Source organism: Halopenitus sp. H-Gu1, from assembly GCF_041821145.1.
GTDB lineage: Archaea > Halobacteriota > Halobacteria > Halobacteriales > Haloferacaceae > Halopenitus.
This window is the reverse complement of sequence record NZ_JBGUBC010000001.1, coordinates 215,479-240,599: the sequence shown is the minus strand read 5'-3', so window position 1 is coordinate 240,599 and position 25,121 is coordinate 215,479. Positions and strand designations below refer to the sequence as shown.

Annotated in this window: 34 protein-coding genes; 16 read left to right on the top strand and 18 right to left on the bottom strand. The window is 63.1% G+C overall.

The window, feature by feature from the left end; all coding sequences use genetic code 11:
* The first annotated feature begins 68 nt into the window (after window positions 1–68).
* From ACERIT_RS01255 to ACERIT_RS01230, 6 genes are all read left to right on the top strand, one after another.
* The gene (locus tag ACERIT_RS01255; protein WP_373672975.1) at window positions 69–335 is read left to right on the top strand and encodes a 50S ribosomal protein L37ae; all 267 of its coding nucleotides are present in this window, start codon (window positions 69–71) and stop codon (window positions 333–335) included.
* Window positions 335–469, top strand: coding sequence for a DNA-directed RNA polymerase subunit P (locus tag ACERIT_RS01250; RefSeq protein WP_373672974.1), 135 nt, complete (start codon window positions 335–337; stop codon window positions 467–469). Before ACERIT_RS01255 ends, ACERIT_RS01250 begins: the two co-directional genes overlap by 1 nt.
* A gap of 85 nt (window positions 470–554) precedes the next feature.
* Window positions 555–968 carry a KEOPS complex subunit Pcc1 gene (locus ACERIT_RS01245; protein WP_373672973.1) on the top strand — a complete coding sequence of 138 codons (414 nt, stop codon included), beginning with the start codon at window positions 555–557 and terminating at the stop codon, window positions 966–968.
* Window positions 969–1,026: 58 nt separating this feature from the next.
* Window positions 1,027–1,413 (top strand): prefoldin subunit beta, encoded by a 387-nt coding sequence (locus ACERIT_RS01240; protein WP_373673071.1) that lies wholly within the window; start codon window positions 1,027–1,029, stop codon window positions 1,411–1,413.
* The gene (locus tag ACERIT_RS01235) at window positions 1,414–1,749 is read left to right on the top strand and encodes a DUF3194 domain-containing protein (protein WP_373672972.1); all 336 of its coding nucleotides are present in this window, start codon (window positions 1,414–1,416) and stop codon (window positions 1,747–1,749) included.
* Between the two features lie 88 nt (window positions 1,750–1,837).
* Window positions 1,838–2,035, top strand: a complete 198-nt coding sequence (locus ACERIT_RS01230; RefSeq protein ID WP_373672971.1) for an HVO_0649 family zinc finger protein — start codon at window positions 1,838–1,840, stop codon at window positions 2,033–2,035.
* A 21-nt stretch (window positions 2,036–2,056) separates the two neighbouring features.
* Here ACERIT_RS01230 and ACERIT_RS01225 read toward each other — a convergent pair whose 3' ends face one another.
* The 7 genes from ACERIT_RS01225 to ACERIT_RS01195 all read right to left on the bottom strand — a co-directional run bounded on the left by ACERIT_RS01225 (window position 2,057) and on the right by ACERIT_RS01195 (window position 6,776).
* Window positions 2,057–2,323 carry a HalOD1 output domain-containing protein gene (locus ACERIT_RS01225; RefSeq protein ID WP_373672970.1) on the bottom strand — a complete coding sequence of 89 codons (267 nt, stop codon included), beginning with the start codon at window positions 2,321–2,323 and terminating at the stop codon, window positions 2,057–2,059.
* Entirely contained in the window at window positions 2,320–2,694 is a 375-nt protein-coding gene (locus ACERIT_RS01220) for a hypothetical protein (protein ID WP_373672969.1), read from the bottom strand. The genes ACERIT_RS01225 and ACERIT_RS01220 overlap by 4 nt, the downstream gene beginning before the upstream one ends.
* 170 nt (window positions 2,695–2,864) lie before the next feature.
* The gene (locus ACERIT_RS01215; protein ID WP_373672968.1) at window positions 2,865–3,419 is read right to left on the bottom strand and encodes a GMP synthase subunit A; all 555 of its coding nucleotides are present in this window, start codon (window positions 3,417–3,419) and stop codon (window positions 2,865–2,867) included.
* A 152-nt stretch (window positions 3,420–3,571) separates the two neighbouring features.
* Window positions 3,572–4,402, bottom strand: coding sequence for an amidohydrolase family protein (locus tag ACERIT_RS01210; protein ID WP_373672967.1), 831 nt, complete (start codon window positions 4,400–4,402; stop codon window positions 3,572–3,574).
* Between the two features lie 193 nt (window positions 4,403–4,595).
* Entirely contained in the window at window positions 4,596–5,768 is a 1,173-nt protein-coding gene (gene ftsZ, locus ACERIT_RS01205) for a cell division protein FtsZ (RefSeq protein ID WP_373672966.1), read from the bottom strand.
* Window positions 5,769–5,770: 2 nt separating this feature from the next.
* Entirely contained in the window at window positions 5,771–5,953 is a 183-nt protein-coding gene (locus ACERIT_RS01200; RefSeq protein WP_373673069.1) for a ribbon-helix-helix domain-containing protein, read from the bottom strand.
* A 217-nt stretch (window positions 5,954–6,170) separates the two neighbouring features.
* On the bottom strand, window positions 6,171–6,776 hold the full coding sequence (locus ACERIT_RS01195) for a zinc ribbon domain-containing protein (RefSeq protein ID WP_373672965.1): 606 nt from the start codon (window positions 6,774–6,776) through the stop codon (window positions 6,171–6,173).
* Between the two features lie 156 nt (window positions 6,777–6,932).
* Here ACERIT_RS01195 and ACERIT_RS01190 point away from each other — a divergent pair, with 156 nt between their 5' ends.
* From ACERIT_RS01190 to ACERIT_RS01155, 8 genes are all read left to right on the top strand, one after another.
* On the top strand, window positions 6,933–7,538 hold the full coding sequence (locus ACERIT_RS01190; protein WP_373672964.1) for a translation initiation factor IF-2 subunit beta: 606 nt from the start codon (window positions 6,933–6,935) through the stop codon (window positions 7,536–7,538).
* Between the two features lie 113 nt (window positions 7,539–7,651).
* Window positions 7,652–8,272, top strand: coding sequence for an HAD family hydrolase (locus ACERIT_RS01185; RefSeq protein ID WP_373672963.1), 621 nt, complete (start codon window positions 7,652–7,654; stop codon window positions 8,270–8,272).
* Window positions 8,273–8,298: 26 nt separating this feature from the next.
* Window positions 8,299–9,252, top strand: coding sequence for an adenosylcobinamide-phosphate synthase CbiB (gene cbiB, locus ACERIT_RS01180; RefSeq protein ID WP_373673068.1), 954 nt, complete (start codon window positions 8,299–8,301; stop codon window positions 9,250–9,252).
* On the top strand, window positions 9,249–10,061 hold the full coding sequence (gene cobS, locus ACERIT_RS01175; protein ID WP_373672962.1) for an adenosylcobinamide-GDP ribazoletransferase: 813 nt from the start codon (window positions 9,249–9,251) through the stop codon (window positions 10,059–10,061). The genes cbiB and cobS overlap by 4 nt, the downstream gene beginning before the upstream one ends.
* Entirely contained in the window at window positions 10,046–10,834 is a 789-nt protein-coding gene (locus ACERIT_RS01170; protein ID WP_373672961.1) for an NTP transferase domain-containing protein, read from the top strand. Before cobS ends, ACERIT_RS01170 begins: the two co-directional genes overlap by 16 nt.
* A gap of 108 nt (window positions 10,835–10,942) precedes the next feature.
* Window positions 10,943–11,956: a threonine-phosphate decarboxylase gene (locus ACERIT_RS01165; RefSeq protein ID WP_373672960.1), complete on the top strand. Its 1,014-nt coding sequence runs from the start codon at window positions 10,943–10,945 to the stop codon at window positions 11,954–11,956.
* A complete protein-coding gene (locus ACERIT_RS01160) occupies window positions 11,949–12,788 on the top strand; it encodes an adenosylcobinamide amidohydrolase (RefSeq protein ID WP_373672959.1) in 840 nt (279 codons plus the stop codon). Before ACERIT_RS01165 ends, ACERIT_RS01160 begins: the two co-directional genes overlap by 8 nt.
* Before the next feature lie 25 nt (window positions 12,789–12,813).
* Window positions 12,814–13,281 carry a hypothetical protein gene (locus ACERIT_RS01155; RefSeq protein WP_373672958.1) on the top strand — a complete coding sequence of 156 codons (468 nt, stop codon included), beginning with the start codon at window positions 12,814–12,816 and terminating at the stop codon, window positions 13,279–13,281.
* A gap of 17 nt (window positions 13,282–13,298) precedes the next feature.
* Here ACERIT_RS01155 and ACERIT_RS01150 read toward each other — a convergent pair whose 3' ends face one another.
* The 3 genes from ACERIT_RS01150 to ACERIT_RS01140 all read right to left on the bottom strand — a co-directional run bounded on the left by ACERIT_RS01150 (window position 13,299) and on the right by ACERIT_RS01140 (window position 16,651).
* The gene (locus tag ACERIT_RS01150) at window positions 13,299–14,132 is read right to left on the bottom strand and encodes an MBL fold metallo-hydrolase (RefSeq protein ID WP_373672956.1); all 834 of its coding nucleotides are present in this window, start codon (window positions 14,130–14,132) and stop codon (window positions 13,299–13,301) included.
* Window positions 14,132–15,952 carry a radical SAM protein gene (locus ACERIT_RS01145; RefSeq protein WP_373672955.1) on the bottom strand — a complete coding sequence of 607 codons (1,821 nt, stop codon included), beginning with the start codon at window positions 15,950–15,952 and terminating at the stop codon, window positions 14,132–14,134. Before ACERIT_RS01145 ends, ACERIT_RS01150 begins: the two co-directional genes overlap by 1 nt.
* Before the next feature lie 126 nt (window positions 15,953–16,078).
* Window positions 16,079–16,651: a mechanosensitive ion channel family protein gene (locus tag ACERIT_RS01140; protein ID WP_373672954.1), complete on the bottom strand. Its 573-nt coding sequence runs from the start codon at window positions 16,649–16,651 to the stop codon at window positions 16,079–16,081.
* Window positions 16,652–16,914: 263 nt separating this feature from the next.
* On the opposite strand from ACERIT_RS01140, the gene ACERIT_RS01135 reads away from it, so the two are divergent.
* Window positions 16,915–18,327: a hemolysin family protein gene (locus tag ACERIT_RS01135; RefSeq protein ID WP_373672953.1), complete on the top strand. Its 1,413-nt coding sequence runs from the start codon at window positions 16,915–16,917 to the stop codon at window positions 18,325–18,327.
* Between the two features lie 112 nt (window positions 18,328–18,439).
* On the opposite strand, the gene ACERIT_RS01130 is transcribed toward ACERIT_RS01135, so the two are convergent.
* The 7 genes from ACERIT_RS01130 to ACERIT_RS01100 form a co-directional block, all read right to left on the bottom strand.
* Entirely contained in the window at window positions 18,440–18,841 is a 402-nt protein-coding gene (locus ACERIT_RS01130) for an Hsp20/alpha crystallin family protein (protein WP_373672952.1), read from the bottom strand.
* A 1-nt stretch (window position 18,842) separates the two neighbouring features.
* Window positions 18,843–18,998, bottom strand: coding sequence for a hypothetical protein (locus tag ACERIT_RS01125; RefSeq protein ID WP_373672951.1), 156 nt, complete (start codon window positions 18,996–18,998; stop codon window positions 18,843–18,845).
* 84 nt (window positions 18,999–19,082) lie between these two features.
* On the bottom strand, window positions 19,083–20,171 hold the full coding sequence (locus tag ACERIT_RS01120) for an aliphatic amidase (protein ID WP_373672950.1): 1,089 nt from the start codon (window positions 20,169–20,171) through the stop codon (window positions 19,083–19,085).
* 253 nt (window positions 20,172–20,424) lie between these two features.
* Window positions 20,425–21,276, bottom strand: a complete 852-nt coding sequence (locus tag ACERIT_RS01115) for a hypothetical protein (RefSeq protein ID WP_373672949.1) — start codon at window positions 21,274–21,276, stop codon at window positions 20,425–20,427.
* Window positions 21,269–21,919, bottom strand: coding sequence for a hypothetical protein (locus tag ACERIT_RS01110; RefSeq protein ID WP_373672948.1), 651 nt, complete (start codon window positions 21,917–21,919; stop codon window positions 21,269–21,271). The genes ACERIT_RS01115 and ACERIT_RS01110 overlap by 8 nt, the downstream gene beginning before the upstream one ends.
* A 700-nt stretch (window positions 21,920–22,619) precedes the next feature.
* Window positions 22,620–23,141 (bottom strand): hypothetical protein, encoded by a 522-nt coding sequence (locus tag ACERIT_RS01105; protein ID WP_373672947.1) that lies wholly within the window; start codon window positions 23,139–23,141, stop codon window positions 22,620–22,622.
* Entirely contained in the window at window positions 23,141–23,674 is a 534-nt protein-coding gene (locus tag ACERIT_RS01100; protein ID WP_373672946.1) for a hypothetical protein, read from the bottom strand. Before ACERIT_RS01100 ends, ACERIT_RS01105 begins: the two co-directional genes overlap by 1 nt.
* A gap of 252 nt (window positions 23,675–23,926) precedes the next feature.
* Here ACERIT_RS01100 and ACERIT_RS01095 point away from each other — a divergent pair, with 252 nt between their 5' ends.
* Complete coding sequence (locus tag ACERIT_RS01095) at window positions 23,927–24,565, top strand: hypothetical protein (RefSeq protein ID WP_373672945.1); 639 nt, start codon at window positions 23,927–23,929, stop codon at window positions 24,563–24,565.
* 100 nt (window positions 24,566–24,665) lie between these two features.
* Here the strand turns inward: ACERIT_RS01095 and ACERIT_RS01090 are convergent, their stop codons facing one another.
* Entirely contained in the window at window positions 24,666–24,950 is a 285-nt protein-coding gene (locus ACERIT_RS01090; RefSeq protein ID WP_373672944.1) for a hypothetical protein, read from the bottom strand.
* Window positions 24,951–25,121: the final 171 nt, after the last annotated feature.

Below are 25,121 nucleotides of genomic sequence, written 5' to 3'. Positions count from 1 at the left end.
GTGTCCGTCTCTCATCCCGAGGGCGACTCGTAGCCTTTTTAGTTCTGCTGGCGGTAGAAAACGGTACTATGGCCGAGAAGAAGGCACGATCGACCGGCAGCGCGGGTCGTTTCGGCGCGCGGTACGGGCGAGTCGCCCGGAAACGCGTCCAGGACATCGAACGAGAGATGCGCGAGGCCACCGTCGACGGCGACTCCGTAAAGCGGATCGGCACCGGCATCTGGGTGAACGAGGAGACGGGGGAGACCTTCGCCGGCGGTGCCTACCGCCCCGAGACCCCCGGCGGGCGGACGGTTCGACGATCGATCCGTGCCGCGTTGGCGGAAGAGGAATAATGAGCTACCGGTGTTCCCGTTGTAAGCGCAACGTCACGCTTGATGAGTACGGGGGCGTGCGCTGTCCGTACTGCGGCCACCGAGTTCTTCTGAAGGAACGCGGCGGCGGCATCAAGGAAGTCAACGTCGAGTAACGATCCCCGTGGGCCCTTCCGTCCGCCCGATCGATTCGGTTCGTCCGGGCCGTTTCGCTTCCCCATTTCCGATCACGATTCGACCATGACTATCGACGACGCCACCGACGTCGGTCCTTTTTCCGGGTCGGTCGCCGATTCGGATTCTGCGGGCGACCCGGATTCCCTTTTCGGCTCCCGATCTCCCGCCGACTCGAGACCCATCGATGGCGAGAATTCGTCGACGTTCGCCCACGACCTCGTGGTTCGGTTCCCGTATACCGACGACGAGTTCGCCCGGACCGTGATCGACGCCTTGGCCCCGGAGGTCGATGCGATCGACGACGACCGATCGAGTGTCGAACTCGACCGGGACGGGGCGACGGTGATCGTTCGGATCCGTGCACGCGATCTCGTCGCTCTGCGCGCCGGCTTCAACAGCTGGACGCGGCTCGTCGACGTCGCGGAGACCGTCGTGAACGCCGGCTCCCGCGGGACGTTCGAGTCCGACTCGGCGTGAGGGACAAAGTCGGGGGTTTTTCAGTCCGGGACGCTTCCTCCCGTTTATGCAGGGCAACATGCCGCCGGAAGCACAAGAGAAAATAGAGGAACTGCAGGATCTTCAGGAGACCGCCCAGCAGGTCGCCCAACAGAAAGAGCAGTCCCAGTCCGTTCTCAACGACTCGAAGACCGCACTCGACGCGCTTGACGACGTCGAAGAGGACGCCACGATGTACCGCGAGGTCGGCGAGATCCTCGTCGAGACCGACTACGAGAGCGCTCAAGAAGACCTCGAAGAGAAGGTCGACTCCCTCGAAGTCCGCGTTGAGCAGCTCAAAAAGCAGGAAGAGCGCGTCCAAGAGCAGTTCGAAAGCCTTCAGGAAGAGCTCCAGCAGCTCCTGCAGGGCGGTGCTGGCGGTGGCGGTCCGATGGGACCCGGCGGCCCGGGCGCCGGCGGCGCGTAGATGTCCGATGAGGACCCCGCGGGACGGCAGTCCAACCCCTCCGATCGTAACGGAGCCAGCGAATCGGACGACGCCGCGCGGGCGACCGATCCATCCGACGAGGAAGTCGTTCAGGTCGCCGCTGAGGCGGCTGAGGGTGTCGTCTTCTCCCGGTATCGACAATCCGAGGTCGACGATCTCGACGTGACGGTGACCTTCGAGGAGGGCGTTCTCGAGGTCGACGTCTATTTGAACGCCCCAGCTGGGGACGCCGACTCCGAGCCCGACCCCGATGCCGTCGTCGAGGAGGCAGTCGAGGCCGCCGCCGACGCGGTCGACGACCTTCTCGAGGCGTAACACGGCGGGACACACCGTCTTTTCGTCCCGACTTCGATTCGCGATCCCACCGATAGATACTTTCCCGTCCCATGCGTATCGTTACCATATGTCTGGGAAAACGATCGGAACCACGCCATTCGACCGCCTCCGCGAGCGAATGGACGCGAACCGGCCCGTCTGTGAGTCGTGTGGCTACGAGCACTCGGACACACAGTGGGAGGCGGTAACTACCGGCGCCCAAATACTGTATCGACGCGAGTGTGATAGTTGTGGGGCGCGGATGGAACGGGCCTTCCGATTGTGAGTTGAGGGGTCCCGCTCGGGTTCACTCTACTCGTTCAAACTGTCGGTCGGATAGATCTCGAACGATTGCTCCGTCGATGAGTATCTGCCCGTTTCCCCGAACCATCACTGTGTGATTCGGGACCTGAAACATCAGTTCCCAGTCGCGATGTTCCGACGTCATGAGTTTCTCGAGCGCTTCGGTGTCGATATACTCATACAACGTATACTCGAGGTCGTGTGGAGAGATACCGTCCACTTCAGCGATGGCCTCGACGATCTCCGGAGTCACCTCGTATCGACGAGTCATGAACTCTCCCCGTGCTCCTCGAAGAAGTGGCATCCCCTCCGCAACTGTTGTGGAAGATCGTCGTAGCTGGCGATCGCCTCGATCACTGCTGCCACTTCCTCAAAGTTCGGGCCCCGCTTTACGCTAAACGGTTCCTGATCCCACTCGATAAATCCGGGTTGTCCCATCATCGGGAGGTGATGATGAACGAGGTCATGTTTGAGCTGTTCGGGATCGAGCCGATAGTCCGGCATGTTTGCGGCTTCCGGAAGCGACAGCGTTCGGTCCGGTGGTGCCTCCATCAGCGATCCGATCGTCTGACGCCGCGGTCCTGCAGCGAGTATTCGGAATATCTGGTGCCATCGTTCTCCGAGTTCTTCGATCGAGTACATGAGTTATTCTCCCCCTCACCGCCGTTCCAGTTTGGTAATATTTCTCACGTATTCGGATTAACGTGTTCCCCTTCACTCATAAAAATACCCCCCTTCGATCAGGATCCGGACGACTGGCCGTTCACCACCGCATCGATCGGATACGTCGGCGTGGAATCGGCATCCCCCGTTCAGTTCGATTCACAGATCGTGAGGAAGTTCTCGAAGACTGCCTCCCCCTCCTCGGTATGGGCGACCTCCGGGTGCCACTGGACGCCGTACAGATCAGTTTCGACGTTCGCGATCGCCTCGATGTCACAGACGTCCGATTTTGCGGTCCGAACGAAGCCGTCCGGCAGCGTCTTCACCTCGTCGGCGTGGGATGCCCAGACACGCGTGCTCGGCGCAAGCGATCCAAGGAGCGGATCCGTCTCGTCCGTGATCGTCACGTCCACGTCGGCATAGCCGCCGTATTCTCCACTGCCGACCGACCCGCCGAGTTCGGCGGCCATGATCTGCATTCCCAAACAGATCCCGAGAACGGGAACATCCAACTCGAGGTACTCGCGACAGCGGCCGATGCGATCCATGTCTGGTCCTCCCGAGAGGACGATACCGTCCGCGTCGATCTCCGAAGGTGGAGTGTCGTTGTCGATCAACTCGGCGTCCACGCCCACATCGCGCAGCGCGCGACGCTCCAAATGTGTGAACTGCCCGTGGTTGTCGACCACGACGATCCGGGTCATATCCACGTTTGGAGCGAGCGATTCAAAAACGAATCGGAACGATCGCAGATTCGTGCGTGTTCGTTCGAGAATGTGTCCAAAACGATCCACGATCGAGGATCAAACTATCGCAGAACGGGATCCTACGACGGCCACGTCGATTCCGGAACGTTTCACAGATCCGCGCCGGCGGCCAGTCCGGGGATCACTCGCGAGGCATTCTTCGTGAACACCCGCCGCATGAGGTCCTCGGAGACGTCGAGGGTCAGGATCTCCATCACGGCGACGTTCGGATGGATATCCGGGACGCCGCTCCCGAAGAGGATCCGGTCCGGATGTTCGAGGAGACCGGTTTCGAGCACGTCGCGAAATCGGACTGCACTCGTATCTAGATACAACTCGTCGTACTCCTCGAGAAGGGCAAGCGCCTCCCGCATCAGTTCCGTCTCGAGCGGATAGCCGCCGAAGCTCCCGAGTACGATCGGAAACTCGTGGCTGAGTAGGGTCTCCTCGAGTCGAGCGGGCGGAAAGGCGGTCCCGCCGTCGACCAGCACGGGCTGGCCGGCACGCTCGAGCCGGTCGAGGACGTCGCTCTCCGGGATCCCGTCGTAGGCCGGAGCCATCCTGAAGCCATGAAACCGATCGTCGTAGGCGTACTGTTCGACGTCGTCGGGTCGGGTGTGGTGGTCGGCGCGTTCGGTTCGGAGGTTTCGAACCCGCGCGATCGGTGTTCCGGACGGATCGCGAGGGCCGTTGAGCCGGGCGAAGGCGAGAAACGGCCGGTCCACGCTCAATCGTGCGACCGCGTTGTTCACGCGCAGGTAGCTTTCATCCGGCGGTCTGCGTCCCGGCGAGACGATCGCTCGAACCACGCCGGCCTGGTGCATCTCGCGTTCGAGTCGCTCGGGCGTGATGTCCCGACCGTGGGTGATCACGGACTCCTCGTCGGGGTCCAACTGTGCGTGGACGTCGACGATCCGGAATCCGTGTTCCAACCCCAACATCGTCCGTACATCCGGCTCCGAATACGTGTGTCTGTCGGTCGTCCGACGATTTCTGGCTCCGAACGCGACGACGGCACGCGACGATCCGTCCCCTTTCGTCTTCCGTTCGTGGCCTCAGCTACCGGATCGCGACGTCGAAAAAATGCGGTGGATCGGGCGGCGAGACCTCGTGTGGCGTGACGGGTTGACCCGCCTAGCGGATGACGTCGAGCCCGTTGTGCTTTTCTGCGGGCTCGGTACCGCCGTCCGACTCCCAACTGGCGGCTTCGGCGCTGCCACCTACGGGCTCGGTCGGCTCTCCGCCGTTGATACTTGCACGCGACCTGTCCGCCTGCTTTTGGGTGGACGGGCCGAGGACCTGAGCGCTCTGGACGCCGGTCATGATCGCCATCACACGCACCTTGCCTTTGTACTCATCCTGGATACGGGCGCCCCAGATGACGTTGGCGCTCGCTTCCAGTCGCTCGGTGATGTTGTTCGCGATCCCTTCTGCCTCCTTCAACGTCAGATCGGGACCGCCCGTGATGTGCACCAACCCGCCGGAGGCGCCGCGATAGTCGACGTCCAAAAGCGGATGGTTCATCGCGTCGTTGACGACCTCCTGGGTCTTGTTTTTGTCCTGTGTCTCCCCGACGAGCATCACTGCGACGCCGCCCTGATTCATGATCGTGGACATGTCAGCGTAGTCCAGGTTGATGAGGGACGGCTGGGTGATCGTCTCCGAGATCCCCTTTACCGTTTCGGCGATGATCTGATCCATCACCGAGAAGGCCTTCCCGATCGGCAGATTCGGCACGTAATCGAGGAGGCGGTTATTGTCGAGCACGATGATCGAGTCGGCCTCGTTCCGTAGCTCCTCGAGGCCCTCCTCGGCTTTCACCGTGCGGGCGCGTTCGACGTTGAACGGTGTCGAGACCATCCCGACGACGATCGCGCCCTGCTCTTTGGCGATCTTCGAGATGACCGGGGCGGCGCCGGTACCGGTACCACCGCCCATGCCCGCGGTGACGAACACGAGGTCGGCGTCGCCGAGGACCTCCTTTATCGTCCCCTGGGCCATCTCGGTGGCACGCTCGCCCATCTTGGGGTCGCCGCCTGCCCCGAGCCCGGAGGTCAGCGACTTGCCGACCAGGATCTTCGTGTCGGCCTCGATCATCTTGAGGTGCTGTTTGTCGGTGTTGATGGCGACGGTGTCCGCGCCGTTGACGCCGATGTTGTAGAGCCGGTTTATCGTGTTGTTTCCGGCACCGCCGGCGCCGACGATGACGATTCGGGGATCGCCGAAGTCGTCATCGTCCATCCCCTCGTCCATCTCGCGCTTTTCCGCCTCGGCGTTCTCGAGTGCGTCCTGAACGATGTCCTGCATCGTTACACCTTCGCCCAGCTGCGCTCGGTGCGCCGACGGGTCTCGTGTTCGCCGTCTTGTTCGTTCAACATCTCACGGACGGCCGACCGGATCGCCTCGCTCCGGTTCGGAAATTCGCCCGTTTCGACCATCTGTTCGACCTCCTCTATCTGCTGTTTCGGGATTCGTAGTGTCACACGCTCCATGGTCATTCCCCCGGTAAGACGGTGATCTCGCATGTCGTGCGTGTCCTACACACGAAATCGCCCGACGGAATTGAGATAGCCGTCGTGGCGATCGTCTGTAAGACGACCGTCTTACGCGGATGTATCCTCTTAGGGAGAATACTTAAAACTACCGGCCAATGTAAGACACAGATACAAAAGCTGCGTATACGGGCCCGAAACACACGTTTACGGCGTTTCAGTGGGTGTCTAGAACGTCCGCAGCGGGGGTTCGCCGACCACATCCGGGACAGAACGACCAGTCGGAGCGGATCTCGTCGCCGCACTCACAGAACACGCGGTGGGATCGCTTCTCACCACAATTCGGGCAGTAAACGTGGTCTTCGGGCATGTTTTCGCCACAACTCGCACACGCTTTACGGTCCGTTTGCGTGCGTTCGGACGTGTTTTCATCACGTGTCTTACGTTCTTCGTCCTCCTCGGTCGGGACGGTCTCCTCGGTATCGACCGTGTCCGACCGATCGACGGAAACCCCATCGAGTGTGACGTTTACGTTGATATTCCGTCCCGTCTCGGGCGTATACGCGTCGCCACGGGGTCCGAGGCGGGCGGACCCAAGTCGTTCGTCGAGCGCCGTATCCAGCCGATCGGCGATCAGGTCGTCGACACGTTCCGCGATCGCGTCGTCGACGTCGGACGCGGATCCCGCGCTCCCCGAATCCGGTGCCTCCGCGGCACCGAGGTAGGTGCGCAGCGCCTCCCGCATGACCTCGCTTTTGGAGGCGTCGTACTCCTCCAAGCGGTCGACGAGGTCGTCGTCGGCGCGGAACGTGATCTTGCTCATGGTACGTCTATCGATCTTGGCGGTGTGTATAAGTATCTTCCTCCGCGTCAGACGATCGTCGGTCATTCGTGATCACGACCGTCCGACGGGATTCCTCGACTACCCGTCTCCCTGGTAACCCGGAAGCGATTTCCGTCTCTGCCGCCTCATCGCCGTATGGACTATCAGGCCAGTCTCGATCGTGCGATCGACTCGCTGCCGGACCTCGGCGGCTCCGACGAGCGGCTCCGCGTTCCGGATCCGATCGCACAAAAGGACGGTGCGTTCACCCGACTGACGAACCTCTCTGCGATCGCTGATGCGCTCTCGCGTGACCCCGAGCACGTTCACTCCAACATCCAACGTGAACTCGGTACTGCCGGCCAGTACGAAAACGGCGTCGCCCGGTATAACGGTAACTTCCGTGCCGACGACTTCCAGGAGGCCCTCGACGCCTACGTCGCCTCCTACGTGACCTGTTCGGAGTGTGGACTGCCCGACACGCGACTCGTGACCGAGGACCGAACGCCCATGCTCCGGTGTGAGGCGTGTGGTGCGTTCCGGCCGGTCGCGAAACGGGCTAGTACGAGCCGAACACGTGCTGAGACGGTCGAACAGGGAACGACCTACGAGGTCGAGATCGTCGGAACCGGCCGGAAGGGCGACGGAGTGGCCGAACGCGGCGAGTACACCATATTCGTTCCCGGCGCCTCGGAGGGCGAGACGGTCCGAGCATACATCGAGAACGTCTCCGGCACCCTCGCGTTCGCCCGGCAGGTCTGATCTCTCGATTTCTTTTCGACCCGTTTCGGTTTCTCTTTCGACCCGTTTCGATATCGGTTTCGATCGCACTGATCGACAGGTTCAATCCCGGCACGCTCCTACCGGTTCCCAACGTGGCAGTCACCTTCGATCTGTTCGGGACGCTCGTCGACATCGAGTACCCGACCGACCCCGCCGAGGCCGTCGCTCGCGAGCTCGAGGCTCGTAACGTGCACGTCCCCGACGACTGGCACCTCGCCTACGGCGAGGTCCACGTTGACGCGCCCGAGGGCGCGTCGGTTCCACTGCCCGCCCACGTCGCCCATGCGCTCGCCTCACGCGGAGTCGACGTCTCGGATAACGCGGCCCGCCACGCGGTCGTCGCGGCCTTCGATCCCGACGTGGCGGTTCGTGAGGGGGCCTCCGAGGCGATCGAGGCAGCAGGCGATCGGGGTCCGGTCGGGATCCTCTCGAACTGTTCCGTTCCCGAACTCGTTCCCCGAACGCTCGTCCGCGCCGGACTCCGCGGCGAGTTTGATGCGGTGACGACGAGTATCGGCTGCGGCTGGCGCAAGCCCCATCCGAAGGCGTTCGAAGCCGCGGCGGACGCGCTCGGTGTCGCCGTCGCGGACATCACCCACGTCGGTGACGATCCGGCCCAGGACGGGGGGATCGAGGCGGTCGGCGGACGGTTTCTCGACGTCACCGAGACGTCCCTCTCGGATCTTCCGACGCGGCTGGAGGCCAGGCGGTGACCGGGTCGGCCGCCCTCGCCGTGGTGATGGCGGCCGTCCTCGATCGCGCGTTCGCCGAACCTCCTCGTCATCTCCATCCGGTCGCTTGGCTCGGCGACATCGTCGATCATCTCGACCGACGAGTCCCGGACTCGCGACGGACGGGCGTAGCCATCGCAGCTCTCGTTCCGCTCGGATTCGGCGGTCTCGCGTTCGCGATCGTCTTTGCTGCCGGCACGTTTTCCACCGCGTTCGCGATCACGATCGCGGCGCTCGTCCTGTTTTCGTGTTCGAGCCGTCGTCTGTTGGGATCGACTGCCCGCCGCGTCGTCGAACGCTCCGAGACGAATCTCGGCGACGCCCGTCGGGATCTCCGTGCTCTCGCGGGGCGCGACGCCTCCGATCTCTCTCCCGGGGAGGTCCGATCGGCGGCTGTCGAGAGTGCCGCCGAAAACCTCGCCGACGGACTGATCGCACCGCTTCTCGGATTCGTAGTGGCGGCGACGATCGTTTCAGCGGCCGACCGACCCGATCTCGCGCTCCCGCTCGCTGCCGGCGCGGCCGCGTGGATCAAGGGCGTCAACACGCTCGATTCGATGATCGGCTACCCCACGCGCCCGATCGGGTGGGCCGCAGCGCGACTCGACGACGCCGTGATGTGGGCCCCCGCACGTGTCTCCGCCGCCCTTCTCGCGTTCGCGGCCGGTCGGCCGGCCGCGCTTAGAACTGCCCACCGTTTCGCCCGCATCCCGGCATCACCGAACTCGGGATGGCCGATGGCGACGATCGCGGCCGTCATCGGAAGTCGACTCGAGAAACCGGACGTCTACACGTTGAACGCCGATGCAACCCTTCCGGATGGTTCCCGTGCCGAGGCCGGGATTCGGATCGTCGACCGGGCCGGATGGATCGGGATCGCGATCGCCGTGATCGTCCCGCTCGTTGTCGGCCTCTCGACGTCTGGTAGTACGCCGATCGTCGGGGTGTTCGTGGTCGTATGAGTGATCCCGAATCGCCGTCAGCCGACCGTTCGGGAGGTTCGATCCGCAGTTCGATCCACGCGCTCAGCGGCGCGATCGCGTTTCTCACTCGGATCCCCGTTCCCGGCCCCGCCGAGGCGGACTTCGAGGCGTTCCGACGGTCACCCTGGGCGATGCCGATCGTCGGAGCGGTCGTCGGGGCGATTGCGGGAGCAGCGTTTTTCCTACCGCTCCCGTGGCCGACCGTCGTCGCGGTCTACCTGCTCGCGGTCTACCTGCTTACGGGCGTCACACATGCCGACGGACTGGCCGACCTCGGCGACGCCATCGCGGCTCATGATCCGGAGCGCCGACGCGAGGCGTTGCGGGACGCCGGTGTCGGGGTGGGTGGCGTACTCGCGCTCGTCGTCACGTTGTTCGCACTCGCGTTCGGTGCCGCCGGGCTTGCTTCGACGCCGTCGATGATCGCTCCCGTCGCGTTCCGGATCGCGCTCGCTGCTGAGATCGGGGCTAAACTCGGGATGGCGACCCTCGTCTGTCTCGGCACCGCGGCCCACGAGGGGCTCGGATCGCGACTGATCGACGTCTCCGGGAAGCGGGCCCTCGTTCCGTCCGGCGTCGTCGCGCTATTTGCAGTCGTCGGGGTCCCGAGCGACGTTCTCCCCGCGGCGTTCGCGGCACTACTTGCCGGCCCTGTCGTCGCGGTCGTGCTTCTCGTCCGCACGCGATCGTGGCTTGGCGGCGTCAGCGGCGACGTACTCGGTGCTGCAAACGAACTCGGGCGGGCGCTCGCGATTCACGCCGGGGTGATCGCGTGGACGATCGCGTGAGACCCATCGCGAGGACGTTCGCGCTTCCCGCGATCCTGCTGTGTGGCGGTCGAGGAACGCGTTTGACCGGATCGACGGAGCCCGAGACGCATGACGTCGTCGTCGATCACGCTGAGAAACCTCTCGTTTCCGTCGATGGGCGACCGATGGTCGATCGGGTGCTCGAAGTCCTCTTCTCCACCGACTCGATCGAGTCAGTTCACGCGGTCGCCTCACCGCAGACGCCCGAGACGCTCGATCATCTCGAACGCGTCTCGTCGACCTCGCTCTCATCATCGGCGTCTCCGACCGCTTTTGTCCCTGATTCGACGGCGGACCTCCACGTTCACGAGGGGACCGGCGAGGGGTACGTGGCGGATCTCACCTCCACGATCGAGGCCGTTGGAACGCCAGCGCTCACGGTCGTCGCCGACCTACCGCTGCTTCGGGAGTCCCACGTGGATTCGACCGTCGATCGGTTTCTGCACCCGGACGGGAACGTCGACGCGTCCGGTGACGGCCCTCCGTCACAGCGATCGCTTTCCGTCTGTGTCCCCGTCGAGACGAAACGGCGACTCGGCGTGAGCGCCGACACGACTCTCCAGTCCGGCGGTCGTTCCCTCGCGCCGACTGGATTGAACGTGGTCGGGTCCAGGACGAACGCCGATGACGGTCCCGATGATGCCGACGCCGAGGAATCGGACCCCGGTCGGCGGTGGGTCCTCGACGATCCGGATCTCGCCGTGAACGTGAATCGTCCCGGCGATCTCGCGGTCGCTCGCGATCGCGTTTGAATGGGGATCGCCGGTGTCGATCGGCCGTATCGATCGCCGGTATCGACCGTTCGCGGTCGATGATGCGACGAGCGGAAGCTTTGTGCCGGCGGCGACGGTCCCTTTCGTATGGATCTCGATGCCCTCAACGCCCTCGAGCGCGTTCCACACGGTGGGACGAGCGACCACTCCGTGGTGGATTTTAGCGCGAACACGAACCCCGAATCTCCCTCGGGGATCGCGCCGGTCTACGAGGCAGCCCTCCCCGCCTCCCGACGGTATCCCGAGGACGGCTACACCGAGTTTCGGACCGCTGCCGGCGCCTCCCTCGGGTGTGACGCTCGAAAAGTGATCCCGACCGCCGGCGCGCTCGCCGGGATCCGACTCGTATGTGCGATCGCGGTCTCCGCGGGCGACCGCGTGCTTCTTCCGGAGCCCTCCTTCAGTGAGTATGCCCGCGAGGCCCGCCTGCAGGGCGGCCGACCCGAGTTCGTCTCTCACGATGCGATCCTCGAAGCCGATCCCGAGGAGTACGCCCTCGCAATCGTCTGTCAGCCGAACAATCCGACGGGTGAGGTGTATCCACGCTCGAAACTCGCGGATTTCGCGGCGCGCTGTCGTGCAAGCGAGACGCCGCTTCTCGTCGACGAGGCATTCCTCGATTTCACCGACCGGTCGAGTATCGGGCCGGAACCGGGCGTCGTCGTCGCGCGATCGCTTACCAAGGTCTTCGGGCTTCCCGGACTACGCTCGGGATTTCTCGTCGCGACTGGGGAGTGGCGCGAAGCGCTCGAAACGGCACGCCCCTCCTGGGGGCTCTCGACGCCCGCCGCCGCGATCGGAACGCACTGTCTCGGTCGGGAGGACTTCCTCGAACGAACCCGCGAGCGCGTCGCGATCGAACGCGAGCGGATGGCCGATCGCCTCGCGACGCGCTTTCACGTGTTTCCCTCCGATGCCCCGTTCCTGCTCTTCGAGGTCGAGGCGAACGATGTCGACGTCGACGCGCTGATCGACGACGCTCGCGAGGCTGGCTACGTGATCCGCGATGCCCGCACCTTCCGAACGCTCGATCGCCACCTCCGAGTCGCCGTGCGACGGCCGGCGGAGAATGAGGGACTTCTCCAGGCGCTCGATGTCTGATCCAGCCGATCCCTCCGTGGACTCGAACACCGACCCGCTCTTCGAGGTGTCCCTGGCCGAGGGCGTCTGTCGGCTCGGCCGACCGGACACCCGCTTCCTCTCGACCGGCTTCGACGGCGGGCAGCGGATCGCCGACGCCGCCTACAACCTCACCGTGCCCGAGGGATTCGACGATCACGACCTCCGGACCTACGTGGCCGATCGGATCGATCGGGCCGGCTTTGATCCGGTCGATGTCGGCTCCCGATCTGATTCCGCGTCCACCCATCCCGCTTCTGCCCCCGCGCTCCTCACCGGTGTCGATCAGACGCATGCGCGGTACGCGCAATTCGGCCCGGTCGCGGTCGTCGCCACAGCCGGGATATCGAACCCGGCCGCGCTGCCGGTCGCCAATCGCGATCGGGAGGCGTCGGTCAGGAGCGCGAGGCGATCCCCGCCCGGAACCGACGTGAGACACCACCACGGTACTGTCAACGTGATCGCCGGCACGACGCGGGCGCTCGAACCCGGCGCGCTCGCGAACCTGCTCGCGGTCGTCGCCGAAGCGAAGGCCGCGACGCTGCTCACGCTGACCGGATTCCCGGGGACGACCTCCGATGCGATCGTCGTCGGCGACGACCCCGCCGGCGAGCCCGCGACGTTCTCCGGGAGCGCCACTCCGGTCGGACGGGCGACGCGTGTCTGCGTCCGCGATGCGATCGTGGCCTCGCTCCGGTCGCGATACGCCGATGAGGCGAAGTCGCTCCCCGAGGACGTCGCCGACGCCGAATACGGCGTCGTGACCGACGAGCGTGCGACGGTGACGCGCGTCGATCGGGACGGTTTTTTCTGACGCTGGTCGCGTACACCGAGACGAGATGCCTCGCCAGTTCCTCGCTACCAAGCCCCTCCAGGCCTGTAAGCTCGCCGTCGTCATCGGAACCCTCGTCTTTGCCGGACTCGGGTTCTTCCGGATCGTCCCCGATCAGCAGCTTCGTGTCCTCCTCCTTCTCGCCGTTCTCGGCCCCGCTCTCACCCTCGTCGTCCTTGCGGAAACGCTGTTCGCTGGCTACCGAGTGGTCCGCGCCGACGACTCGCCGGCCGATCGACTCACTGCCCACCCGGCATACACGGCCGTCCGCGCGGGCGAGGTCATCATAACTCTCCTCGCGGCGGGCGCGTTCGTCGTCATCATCGGTACGCTTCCGGACGAACCCCTGCCCGGGCCGGGGGCCATCGGCCTCCTGTTCATGGGGGTCGTCCTCGGACTCGTAGCTCTCGGCGCCATCCTCGTTCGCACGCTGACCGAGTACTACCTCCATCGCCGCGGCCCCGCCGTGAATTGACGAGCAGGGAGTCGAGATCAAACTCGGTCGTGCCAGGAATCGTCGATCCGCCCTTCCTCGATGAGTTTCTCGAGATGCGCACGAACGGTCTCGCGAGCGAGGTCCTCGACGCCCGTCAGGTCCTTCTCGTAGGCCCGATCCAGAACCTCCGAAACGTCGCTTGCGCCCGTCTCGATGGCGTCGAGTATCGACCGTTCCCGGTCGAGGCGGTGGTGGATAAGCCGGTTGAGGGTCGCTTCGGGATCGTCGATTGCGGGGCCGTGACCCGGATACAGGACTGCCGGATCGCGGTCACGGAGCCGACGAAGGCTTTCGAGATACGTTCGGAGGCCGCCACCGTCGGGACCGACGACGACGCTGCCGTCTGCCACTGCGAGATCACCACTGAGGATCACTTCCTGACCGCCGTGGTCGGGATCGTTTGCGTCCTCCTCATCCAGGTGATCGACCGCGAATGTGACGTCCTCGTCCGAGCAATCGACCGCGAACGCGACGTGGTCGATGGCGTGACCTGGCGTCCCGATCGCGGTCGCCTCGACGTCTCCGATCACATCGCCATCCTCGAACGTGGCATCGGGTCCCATCCCGGTCGCGTTCTCGAACCGATCGGCGAACGCCTTCGGCGCCCACGCCGTTGCCTCCGCGGACGCCGCGTACTCGGCGACTGCTCCGACGTGGTCGGGATGCGTGTGGGTAACCACGACGTGTTCGATCGGCCTCGCCTCGACGATCCGATCCAGATCGGGGTGGCGACCGGCCGGATCGACGAGGAGGTCTCCGAGGACGTACGTATTCGTCGCGCCACTTGGCGTGCGCGTCGAGGGTGATCGGATCGGGACGCGACGGAGCATCAGTCGCTTCTGCCGGGTGTCGGCTCGGTGGACTTCATCGTCCCTGGAATCCGAACGCCGTCCGTGCCCCCGGCCACGAAGTATCGCGAGAGGTCGATCGTTTCCACGGGAACTTCCGCGAGCGACTCATAGGGGCGTCCGACGATCACGTCGCCGGCGGTGCTCCGGGCGATGCCGGGGATCGTCGTCAGTTCGCCCATCGACGCCTCGTTCACGTCGAGCGGGTAGGGAACGCCCGTAACCGATCGGTAGCCATGATCGACGATCGCCACGTCGATCGCCTGGCCCAACTCGCGCTCGCCGGGGACGCCGACGAGCAGGGCGTAGGTACCGAGCTGGCGACCGAAGGTCATCCCGTCTTGATGGTACTCGAGGTGGACGTTCGGAAGGATCGTCCCCGGGGGAACGACCCGATCGAGCATCGGATTGTCGATCGTCTCGCGAACCTCCTGTTTGTAGCGTTTGAACTGCTGTTTGTGGTCCTTTGCGATCTCCGCGCCCGTCTCGGCCATCTCCGTGCCCGCGAACGCCATCACCTGTCGGATGTTGATCCGTCGAAGCATCAACCCCTCGTCGTAGACGCGCTGGAGGAACCGCCTGTTGTGCTCGAAGGTCTCCTCACGTTCGCCCTGCAGGCCATGGACGAGGTTGATTCCCGGAAGCAGCTTGGGAAGTCGAGGCGAGGCGGACGGTCCCGTCGATGGGCCACGATGCAGGCCGTCGTCGTCCGGATCGTCGCCTGGCCGCCAGCCGCCCTCCTCGTTGACGACGCGAACGGCCTCCAGACAGTCCTCGGCGGAGACGAGCAGGTTGTTCTGCTCACGCACGACGGGATCCGCCGACTCGAGTCCGAACGCCGCCGTGTCGCCCGGGGTGTTGTGCTCGGCGATGATCCGGATCGCCTCCCGGGAGCGCTCGGGGTAGTCGACGATCGTCACCGGATTCATGTTATCGAGGTGGAGGGTCTCAAGGTCGGGTGCGACCTCTCGGATGCCGCCGTAGAGACGGCGAAGCGCGTCCGGGTTCGGCGCCTCGCCGTCGCCACCGAACGCGAGGATGTCGGCCTGCCGGCCGAGCCTGAAGTGGGACACGCCGCGGTCGGATAACGCCGCGACCTCCTCGACTACCCCCTCGGCGTCACGGAACGCCGGGTTGCCGTATAGTGGCTCGGTGCAGAAGGAACACCGGTAGGCACAGCCGCGAGAGGTCTCCAGTTCGCAGATGAGGTGGTCGGGGTGATTCGGGTGCTGTTCGACGACGAACGCGCCGAGTCGTGCCCATCGGTCGACCTCGGAGTTCTCGCGCATCCGGTTGTCGAACCCTTCCAGACCGCTCGCCACGAGGTCGTAGGCGGCCGCCTCGACGTCCCCTTTCGCGACGAGGTCGTAATCGAGGCCGTCGCGTTCGGTCTCCTGTGCGCCGGCGTTCTCCTCGCCGACGCCGAATCGGACGGGGCCGCCAAGCAGCGTGGTTCCGTCGGCAGTCCACCCGAGTTCGCGGACCTCGTCGGGCTCCGCGGGAGTGCCGCCGACGTACTTTCCAGGGACGGTCATGCCGCCCACGTAGATGAACAGGTCGGCGTCCGCGACGTCGGCTCGTTTTTCGCGTTCCTCGCGAAGTTCGTCGATCGTGTGGTAGGTGATCGCCGACTGCGGGACGCCGGCGTCGACGAGCGCGCCGGCCGTGTATCGGGGGTAGGTGGAGATGTACGGCGGCACGCCAAAGTGCGCCGGCTCGTCCACGTATCCGTCGAGGATGGTGACGGTGAGGTCCGCGGGGTCGGTGGGAGCCCCTGCCTCAAGCGCGGCCGGATCGGTCATTCTACTGCGACGTAGTCGGCCGAGACGGTAAAACGGCGCGGATGCGGGATGGGTGTGCTGTGGCGTGGAATTCGCCATGGATGTGGGATCACTGGCAAGGGGGTCGCCCCGAACCGGACATCGCCGTCACTCCATGTCCACGCTCCGCGATTGATTCGTCCACTTCTTCTCCACGTCGCGGTTCGCGAGGACGACTAACTCTCCGTCGTCAGCCCGAATCCGGGTCTTTCGAAGGTCGATCTTCGTAACCGTTCCCGTGACCGAGGCCGTCTCCACGTGGTCTCCCGGGGTGAAGTCCGGATCCTTGAGCAGGTAGACGCCCGCGACCGTGTCCGCGATCATCTCCTTGAGCGCGAAGGCGACGCCCAATCCGATGAATCCGCCGGCCGTTCCGAGGCTCGCGGCGACGTCCCCGAGCCCGACGATCTTCAACAGCGCGAGCGCCGCGCCGAACCACAGGAACAGTCCGACGATCGCCACGGACAGGTCCACGATGAGGCGCTGCTCTTCGGGATAGATCCGGTCGAACGTGGTTCGCGTGACGGCGAGCGCGAGTTTGATCACGACGTACGCCAGCACCAGAAAGACGACTCCGGAGATGACCCGTGGAATCGTAGCGATCACCCCGTTGAGGAACTCGGTGAGAACCCGATCGCTGATCGACCCGTCGATCTGCATCGGCACGTTACGTGGTAGCATGTCTGGCCGTTTTCGGCGGGTCCCCGAAAGCCGTTCTGGTGGAGTCCACCAGGTGGGTTCCGTCTCCATCCCTGCCGACGCATTGGTTCGCCGATCCGGTCGCGTGTCGGACAGTACCGTTTAGTGGGGACCGGCTGTAGGGAACGTATGTTCGATCACAGGCCGTCCTCCCCGAACCGGAAGGCGAACTCCGGAGGCCGACTCACGCGATGGTCTCGGCGCGTTGGTGGACGTTCCCGCGACCGTCGACGATTGGAGGGGCGATGGTAGACGTCGCAGTCTCTCTTGGGCGGGTCCTCCTCGCACTCGTGCTCGTCGTGTTGAACGGCTTTTTCGTCGCCGCGGAGTTCGCGTACGTCCGCGTCCGGGCGACCGCCGTCGAGTCGCTCGTCGAGGAGGGGAAGACCGGTGCGACGTTACTTCAGGAGGCGATGGACAGCCTCGACGACTATCTCGCGGTCACTCAACTCGGGATCACGATCGCCTCGCTCGGTCTCGGGTGGATCGGCGAGCCCGCGGTCGCGGCGCTTATCCAACCCGTGCTCGGCGAGTTCCTGCCGGCGAACGTCGTTCACCTGGCCGCGTTCGCGATCGGCTTCGGCGTCATCACGTTTCTCCACGTCGTCTTCGGCGAACTCGCCCCCAAGACGATCGCGATCGCCCAGGCCGAGCGGATCGCGCTGCTCGTCGCGGCGCCGATGAAACTCTTCTACTACCTATTTCTCCCCGGGATATTCGTCTTCAACGGGACCGCGAACGCCTTCACCCGCCTGCTTGGCGTGCCGCCCGCCTCCGAAACCGACGAGACGCTCACCGAGACGGAACTCAGAATGGCGCTTTCCCACTCCGGCGAGGAGGGCCACGTCGCCGCCGAGGAGGTGGAGATGATAGAACGCGTCTTCGAACTCGATGACGTTCTCGCTCGCGAGGTGATGGTTCCCCGACCCGACGTGCGAAGCGTTCCCGCCGATCTCTCGATCGCTGAACTCCGATCGGTGATCGTCGAGGCCGGCCACACCCGCTACCCCGTCGTGGACGTGGACGACCCCGACCAGGTCGTTGGCCTCGTCGACGCCAAAGACGTCGTGCGAGCGATCGAGACCGGCGAGGGATCGTTCGATAAGACCCATCCGGAACCCTCCGCGACTGCCGGCGATATCGCTCGCGACATCCACGTCGTCCCGGAGACGACAGACGTCGCGACGCTCCTTTCGGACCTTCAGCGTCGACACGCACAGATGGCCGCCGTGATCGACGAGTGGGGCGCTCTCGAAGGGATCGTCACCATTGAGGACATTGTGGAGGTCGTCGTCGGGGACATCCGCGACGAGTTCGACGTCCGCGGCCGCGAACCCGGGATCGAGCGGCGTGACGACGCTCCGACCGTCGTGGACGGCGGGCTCGCCCTCTCAACGCTCGATGACGAGATGGGGACCGACTTCGCCACCGATGCGGTCGAGACCGTCGGCGGACTGGTCCTCTCGAAGCTCGGACGCCGCCCCGAGACCGGCGATCGAGTCACCGTCGACGATCACGTTCTGGAGGTCTCCGAGGTCGAGGGCATGCGCGTCTCGACGGTCCTTCTCCGTGAGATCTCCGATTCTGACTCTGACTCTGACTCCGATTCCGATTCCGATACCCCATCCGAAGGGGGGTCCGAAACCGAACACCAGTGAGCGTGGACTCTACATCCGGACATCAGTGAGCGTGGAGTCCGAAACCGAACATCGGAAGGAGAGACGATCGCGATCCGGACTCGAGAGCGCCGTTCGGTGCCGCGTCGGCCGTCTATTCGTCGGCTGACGCGTCAGTTTTGGGAATCTCAACTTCGAGCGTTCCGGCTCGAGTGACGGTCGCGTTGGCACCTCGCGGCGTCACGCGGGCCTCCGCCGGCAGCGTCACGTTCCCAGTGAGCGTGCGACCTCGTCCCGGAAAGACGAGGTCGAATCCGCTCCGCCGTTCCCGATCCAGGGGACGTTCCAGGGCGACCTCGATGGTTCGGTCGACGAACCGGACGTCGACGTCCTCGCCATGGATCCCCGGCGCATCGAAGACGACGAGGTAGGCGTCCTCACCCTCGAGCAGATCGTGGTCGAGCGGCCGGTGTTCCTGGAACTTCCCCCACCCGCGACCGATGCGTTCGAGCACGCTTCGAACCGCCTTTCTGCCGGCGGAGAGGAATGCCGGCATTTCACACCTCGATGACCGAGAGGTCCCGACCGCCACAGTAGGGACATCGAAGGTCGTCGACCGAGTGGTTCTCCGGGACGTCGTAGGTGTAGTGGTTCTCGAACATGTCGAGTTCGCAGTCGGCGCTCTCGCATTTGACTTCCTTCGTCGCAGGCATATCCACTGGTTGGGTCGCTGCGGGCTTAAGTTCCGTGGAGGTCCCGTTTCATCGGGAGCTGAGCCCGGCGACCGTGGCCCCTTCTCAGTCGTCGCCGGGAGCTTCTGTCGGCTCCATCGATTCGGACGGCTCCGAGGATTCGGCCGAGTCAGACGCTCCCGTCGAGAGCCCCTCGATCGGCGCGTCGGCGGTGCCGGTCGTCGACCGGGTGATCTCCTCGATCCGTTCCTCAGTTGCCTCGGGATCCGTCACCCAGTCCTCATAGAACGAGAACGGGTTCGCCGATTCGCCGTCTCCGAGACCGGCCGCCTCGGTCGAGGTGTACCCGCGGTGAAGCAGTTTGTAGAGGTGATTTTGACTCTGCCAGTTCTCTCGCGCGTCGCGGATGGCGGACACCGACAGTTCCGCGTACTGCCAAACGTTCTCATCGCTTCCACACTCACCGAGAACTCGACCGTCGAAGCCAACGATGTTCGACTTCCCGAAGAAGGAATAGACCTCGTCGTTGCCCGCGAGGTTCGCTACGGCGACGTAGGCGTTGTTTGACCACGCGGCGTGGCGCGCGACGATCTCCTGTTGTTCGGCAGCCGGGTACATGTAACCCTGACAGCGAACGATCAGCTCCGCGCCCTTGTAGGCGCAGTCGCGCCAGATCTCGGGGTAGTTCCCGTCGTCACAGATGATGAGGCTGATCTGCAGCCCCTTTGGACCCTCCGTCACGTAGGTCTCCTCCCCTGCGGTCCAGCCCTCGATCGGACACCACGGCAGGATCTTTCGATATTTCTGCCTGATTTCGCCCTCGTCGTCGATCAACAGCAAGGTATTGTACGGGTTCCGATCGGGATGGTTCTCGTGTTTCTCGCCGGTGATCGAGAAGACACCCCAGACGTCGTTCTCATCGCACGCCCGCGAGAAGATCTCAGTCTCGGGGCCCGGTACCTCCGTCGCCAGATCCATCATCAACTCCTCGTCGTAGGTGATGCCCTGGGTGGAGTACTCCGGAAAGATCACCAGATCGACGCCGGGCGCGCCGGTCGTGATGCCCTCGACCCGGTCGGCGAGGGTTTCACACTGTTCGATCACTTCCTCCGGGGAGCTCGGACTCGGTGCCGCGGTCTGGTGGACCGCCACGCCGACGGTGTCGCTTGAGGAGGAAACGTCTCCATGTCTCATCGTATCACGATCGCATCGTCCGGTCTCTCCGGTATAATGGTTCCGTACATATTGGGTTAAATTCCTGTCATTGTTGAACGTTCCAGAATTTATATAAAGGCATAGTCAACAATCCGTATCTAACTATGTGGTTTGATAATCAAACGTCATTGGGATAGTTTCATCATCACGTTCCGTACCCTCATCGATCCTGAGTCATCGGTCGAATCGAATTCCACGACGACGTTTGCCACCCGAAATTCGGTGGTCTGCCCTACACTGGACAGATGAGGTCGTTGCCATCGTCACCCAGATCGTCCGGATCGACGTTCCCCGAACAGACCGGATCGCCCGGCTCGTTCGATCCACCGCTCTGGTTTTCGATCGTCAGTTGTCCGTACTCGTTTCGCTCCAGTTTGGAGTGGACGTGTGTCTCGTGGGTCTCCGGCAGGTAGACGGCGACGATCGCCGCGTCATTCTCGCCGTCGTTACTGCTCGGTCGAACGTTCTTGCCCGTCTTGGAGAGATCGACTTCTTTCGAATCCGTCTCGCCATCGGTCAACGTCCAGACGGTCGCGTTCGTGTTGGTGAGGGTGTCGATGCCGTCCACCTGTGCGTTTCCGCCGTTGCCCTGGAAAGTCACCTCGAGGTCGCCACAGTCGATCTCGTAGTCGACCGTTCTCGGTTTCGTCGTCTCCGCGGACACGCTGCCATTGTTGGACCCGATGGCGCGAGCGTGGAAGGAGACGGTGGCCGACTCGTCGCCGACCGAGTCGCAGGTGTAGAGCACCGATACGTCGAACGACTCGCCCACGCCGACGTTCGATTCGCGTCTCTCGCCGGGATTCGGATCGGCGCTCACGCCGTTCGCGTCGACGATCTCGTACTCGATCGTGAAGTCCACGGGTTGTGTGAACTGGTTGCTGACGGTGAGAAACGTTGACCGTTCACCCTCGTCGACCTCGATCGTCTCGTCGGGATATTCCAGTGCCATGTACGCGTTCTCGTCGCCAACCACGTCGACGGTCACACTTCGTTCGGCCGCTATCGAGGAGAATCCGCTCGTACCGACTACGAGGCCGACGCTCGCGACCAACACGAGGAGGACCACGATCGCGTTACGCACTCCGCCTCACCTCTGGCGGTCGTTCGTGTTCCCCCAGGCGCATCCCTCTCGAGTGGAGGTGGTGTACGAGTGCGGAGACGATGAAACTCGCCAGTAGAAACACCGTCCATCCCAGGTACGGGACGAGGCCAAAGGGATAGACCCCGATCGCCGAGAGCGTGACCACGGTGACGCCGATCAGGGACAGGCCGAGGTAGTACTGGCTCCAGGGCACCTCATGGCGGCCGACGATCTCGAGATAGACGTCGAGCGCAGCGGCCGAATCCGTGAGCTCGATCATCCCCGCGCGATCGTCGTAGTGTACGACGCCCTTCTCCTCCATCTTCGGCAAGTGGAACTGCTGGAGAGACGTATAGGCCGTCTTGCGCTCGTCGGAGGTGATGGCCGGGATCGTCGTCTCGTTCTCCCAGGCGGCCACTTGTTCGGCGAGATCCGAGAGCGGCACGCGCCCCTCGGTCTGTTCGAGATAATGGATCGCGTACCGCCTGCGGCGGTTACTCAGTATCTCGAAGGTTTCATTGCGGGACAGATCGGTCGTCTCGCTCTCGCTTTCGTTCGCTATGCTAGTTCCGTTGGCGGCTATCGCACGCTCGTTTGAATCCTCACGCGATTCCCCACTCATTCCCGCTTGTGTGTTGCTCATGTATATCCACCACTGAATGTCACACCACCGGACCTGCTCGTATTCATATGTACTTTCTCACAACTAGCTTATAAATGTATGACACCGTTCTAACTATCTGAAATCGCTCATAACCCGAATCGGATCGAATTCCCGGGTATGGACTAAAACCGTGTTTTAGGGCTTCTACTGCTGGTGCAAACAATGCGATACCGCTATTCAAAGGATCCATTCTAGTTAAGAATATCTGATGTCTTTTCATTTCTAAATATTATTGACAACTCAAGAACGAACTTTAACAACCACCGAAACCACGTCAAAACAACGAACGGCGACCCCCCCAACCACCGAAACCAACAGCACGTATAGCACTGCGATCAGCACGTTCCGCCTGGGTGCGTCTCGGTGCATCCCCGGAAATGTCCACAGGATTTGATCCCGGATAGTGGAGGTGGTGTCGATGAGCCGAGTGAGTACACTTCGTTCTCCCCCATCAAGTACGATCTCCGAGTCCGGTTCGTGCTTGTTGCTGGCAATGGACGGCCAGGACATCGTTAACTCTCCTCCAGATCATTCGGAGGCTGGCAGCACATGGACGCCTTCGAGCAGGGGTTTCCCACTGAGGGGTGTGGCTGTTGGGGTGCGTGATAAGCGCCAGCAACAGCCACGTCGCCGTCTTTGCGGTACGATATCCCGTTTCTCTGGGGATATTCAGAGTCGATCATTGATCTGCGTTGCCCTCCGTTGCCGCCTCTCCATCCGGGCAGTTTACGTCGTACGTCCGACGCGCGCCGGAGACGGTGACGTCCGTTCCCGAGACATCGAGTAGTTCGACCTCCAGAAACGCGGCTCCGGAGGCGTTCCCGCTTGGCGGCTTGATCCGTATCGCGGCCGATGCGCCTGACTCGTAGGGGCCCTGAAACGTGAGTTCGGTCGACTCTCCGGATTCGAGTTGGTCCATCGCTCCGTCAGTACCCACCCGGACGGACCCGTCGACGGTCGTGACCTCGATTTCGATACTGTCGATCGTGGTGTCGTCGCCGAACTGATTCCGGATGAAGTCGTTTTCTCCATCACACTGTAACTCGTCGCTGATGCCGAGATACGCGTTCTCCGAGGAGACAACGGAGACGGTCACGTTCCGTTCGACCGACAGTGAGGAGTACCCGCCGACGCCGAAGGCCATGCTGCCCACTACAAGGAGGGCAACTATCGCCACGATGCGTCGGCGGAGTCGACTCATTACGTTACCTCGGGCGGGGGGCCATCCGAACCGAGGCGCATTTTTCGCGTGTAGTACGTGTGAACCAACGCCATCGTAGTGAGGGACGCGACCGTAAATATCGCGTATTCGATGTCGGTTGTTCCGGCGAGGATCGGCAGGCCGAACGCGTAGCTCAGCGTGAGCCCGCCGGTCAGTAGACTGATACCGAGGTAGTAGAGGCTCCACGGAACGTCCCCGTCTCGGATCAGTTCCAAATAGACATCCACATCGTCGGCTGCGTCGGTGAGTTCGACCTCGCTGGCACGTCGGTCAAAGACGACTATCCCCAGGTCCTCCATCTTCGGTAGGTGGAACTGCTGAAGGGCCGTGTAGACGTTCTTTCGCTCGGTCGAGGTCACGGCTGCGACGTCGATGCCGTTCTCCCAGGCGGCGACGTACTCGGCGAGCGTTCCCACTGCCGCTTGCGCCCCGTTCCCCCGCAGATAATGGAGGACGAATCGTCGTCGGCGATTGCTCAACACCTCGAATACGTTGTCCTGTTCGAGATTCATGCATTCACCTCCGGAGGGTATTCACACATCACACGGCAGTGTACATAATTAATTGCTCGTTGACGTTTTTACATCAGCCTTTGAACTCGATATATGCCCGTTTGAAGCCCGGTATGGACACGTTTCCACCGTTCAACCGACCGTTGACCGACTTCAATCGGCTCACTACAATCCGGAAGGGGGTGTATGGATGAGATGTGCTCCAGACGGGGCACGTGAACAACTATGCAACGACGAAAATTCGTCGCTGGTGTGGGATCGCTCGCCGCCGGCGCCGCGGCTGTAACAGGTACTGGTGCGTTCTCGAATATCACCGCTTCCCGGGCGGCATCATTCTCGATCGCAGCTGACAACAATGCATACCTCGCGATGTCTGCTCCGGATAGCCTCGAAAACGGAGAACATGCGCAAGTGGATGGCTCCAGTAATGAACTGGTCGTCAACTTTAATAGCAACTCGACGACGGGTGGAAGCGGTCTCAACCCCGATGCTGAGACCTGGTTCGACGCCGTCTTCCAACTGACTAACCAGGGGACGCAACCGATCGATATTGTCATCGACGACGACAACCTTGCCCACTCTGACCGGATCGTGTTCTACGTCGATGGTAGTGCACTCCCTGATGCCAACACCGATTCAACGGGCGGCCTTTACGCAATTGAGGGTTACCCGGGCAGTGCAGAAGGTCCTGACGTCGAGGACGATGATAAAGAGGCTGACGAAACCACTGACAATGGCCAAGACTACTGGAAGGGATACGCCAATCCCAAACTCAGCGCAGGGTCGTCAGTCTCCGTTGGAATCTACGTCGATACTACTGGCATGAACAGTCTGGGCCAGTTCACTAGTGGAGACGTGGTCGTCAGAGCGAGTGAGAACCTCAATCAATAAGATACTGATTTGAGAGTATTATTTTCTTCTCCCGCTTTTATTCTCTGATTCGCTCCGCTTTGCACGCTAATGAATAGGGTATCCATTTTCCGGCGGCGAGTTACTCGCAGGAGGCGATCATGTCGAGTACACGCTGAAGGTACTCGCTGTAGCCATGATACTCACTGGTAGCCCATGTCTCTGAAGACGCGGGCACGCGCCCCGTCGCGTCGATACAGTCGGATGCCGTCGGGGGGGACGCATCGCCCCCGTAGCTGTGGACGGTCAGATTCAGGCGGCCGGTCCCGTCACGGATGGCGAGTCGGGAATCCTTTCGAAGCCGTGAGATTCCGGTGCGCCGATCTCCGAATACGACGGCCCCAATGCTCGCGATGATGCCGACCATACGGCTGTCCTTCCTGAGACCGGTGAACCCGTGACGATTCCCATCGGGCGCAGGTAGAAAGAGCAGTACGACCAACGTGGAACTGTGGGCTGACGGGCACAGGCTGACCAGCAAGGTCCTCCCGAGGTTTACTGGGGGCTGTCCGACCGCGGTCGGCGACCTCGGCGTTGA

Coding starts and splice junctions, on each gene's coding strand:
- ACERIT_RS01255 (WP_373672975.1), top strand. CDS start 69: ATGGCCGAGAAGAAGGCACGATCGACCGGCAGCGCGGGTCGTTTCGGC.
- ACERIT_RS01250 (WP_373672974.1), top strand. CDS start 335: ATGAGCTACCGGTGTTCCCGTTGTAAGCGCAACGTCACGCTTGATGAG.
- ACERIT_RS01245 (WP_373672973.1), top strand. CDS start 555: ATGACTATCGACGACGCCACCGACGTCGGTCCTTTTTCCGGGTCGGTC.
- ACERIT_RS01240 (WP_373673071.1), top strand. CDS start 1,027: ATGCCGCCGGAAGCACAAGAGAAAATAGAGGAACTGCAGGATCTTCAG.
- ACERIT_RS01235 (WP_373672972.1), top strand. CDS start 1,414: ATGTCCGATGAGGACCCCGCGGGACGGCAGTCCAACCCCTCCGATCGT.
- ACERIT_RS01230 (WP_373672971.1), top strand. CDS start 1,838: ATGTCTGGGAAAACGATCGGAACCACGCCATTCGACCGCCTCCGCGAG.
- ACERIT_RS01225 (WP_373672970.1), bottom strand. CDS start 2,323: ATGACTCGTCGATACGAGGTGACTCCGGAGATCGTCGAGGCCATCGCT.
- ACERIT_RS01220 (WP_373672969.1), bottom strand. CDS start 2,694: ATGTACTCGATCGAAGAACTCGGAGAACGATGGCACCAGATATTCCGA.
- ACERIT_RS01215 (WP_373672968.1), bottom strand. CDS start 3,419: ATGACCCGGATCGTCGTGGTCGACAACCACGGGCAGTTCACACATTTG.
- ACERIT_RS01210 (WP_373672967.1), bottom strand. CDS start 4,402: ATGTTGGGGTTGGAACACGGATTCCGGATCGTCGACGTCCACGCACAG.
- ftsZ (WP_373672966.1), bottom strand. CDS start 5,768: ATGCAGGACATCGTTCAGGACGCACTCGAGAACGCCGAGGCGGAAAAG.
- ACERIT_RS01200 (WP_373673069.1), bottom strand. CDS start 5,953: ATGGAGCGTGTGACACTACGAATCCCGAAACAGCAGATAGAGGAGGTC.
- ACERIT_RS01195 (WP_373672965.1), bottom strand. CDS start 6,776: ATGAGCAAGATCACGTTCCGCGCCGACGACGACCTCGTCGACCGCTTG.
- ACERIT_RS01190 (WP_373672964.1), top strand. CDS start 6,933: ATGGACTATCAGGCCAGTCTCGATCGTGCGATCGACTCGCTGCCGGAC.
- cbiB (WP_373673068.1), top strand. CDS start 8,299: ATGGCGGCCGTCCTCGATCGCGCGTTCGCCGAACCTCCTCGTCATCTC.
- cobS (WP_373672962.1), top strand. CDS start 9,249: ATGAGTGATCCCGAATCGCCGTCAGCCGACCGTTCGGGAGGTTCGATC.
- ACERIT_RS01165 (WP_373672960.1), top strand. CDS start 10,943: ATGGATCTCGATGCCCTCAACGCCCTCGAGCGCGTTCCACACGGTGGG.
- ACERIT_RS01160 (WP_373672959.1), top strand. CDS start 11,949: ATGTCTGATCCAGCCGATCCCTCCGTGGACTCGAACACCGACCCGCTC.
- ACERIT_RS01155 (WP_373672958.1), top strand. CDS start 12,814: ATGCCTCGCCAGTTCCTCGCTACCAAGCCCCTCCAGGCCTGTAAGCTC.
- ACERIT_RS01150 (WP_373672956.1), bottom strand. CDS start 14,132: ATGCTCCGTCGCGTCCCGATCCGATCACCCTCGACGCGCACGCCAAGT.
- ACERIT_RS01145 (WP_373672955.1), bottom strand. CDS start 15,952: ATGACCGATCCGGCCGCGCTTGAGGCAGGGGCTCCCACCGACCCCGCG.
- ACERIT_RS01140 (WP_373672954.1), bottom strand. CDS start 16,651: ATGCTACCACGTAACGTGCCGATGCAGATCGACGGGTCGATCAGCGAT.
- ACERIT_RS01135 (WP_373672953.1), top strand. CDS start 16,915: ATGGTAGACGTCGCAGTCTCTCTTGGGCGGGTCCTCCTCGCACTCGTG.
- ACERIT_RS01130 (WP_373672952.1), bottom strand. CDS start 18,841: ATGCCGGCATTCCTCTCCGCCGGCAGAAAGGCGGTTCGAAGCGTGCTC.
- ACERIT_RS01125 (WP_373672951.1), bottom strand. CDS start 18,998: ATGCCTGCGACGAAGGAAGTCAAATGCGAGAGCGCCGACTGCGAACTC.
- ACERIT_RS01120 (WP_373672950.1), bottom strand. CDS start 20,171: ATGAGACATGGAGACGTTTCCTCCTCAAGCGACACCGTCGGCGTGGCG.
- ACERIT_RS01110 (WP_373672948.1), bottom strand. CDS start 21,919: ATGAGCAACACACAAGCGGGAATGAGTGGGGAATCGCGTGAGGATTCA.
- ACERIT_RS01105 (WP_373672947.1), bottom strand. CDS start 23,141: ATGAGTCGACTCCGCCGACGCATCGTGGCGATAGTTGCCCTCCTTGTA.
- ACERIT_RS01100 (WP_373672946.1), bottom strand. CDS start 23,674: ATGAATCTCGAACAGGACAACGTATTCGAGGTGTTGAGCAATCGCCGA.
- ACERIT_RS01090 (WP_373672944.1), bottom strand. CDS start 24,950: ATGGTCGGCATCATCGCGAGCATTGGGGCCGTCGTATTCGGAGATCGG.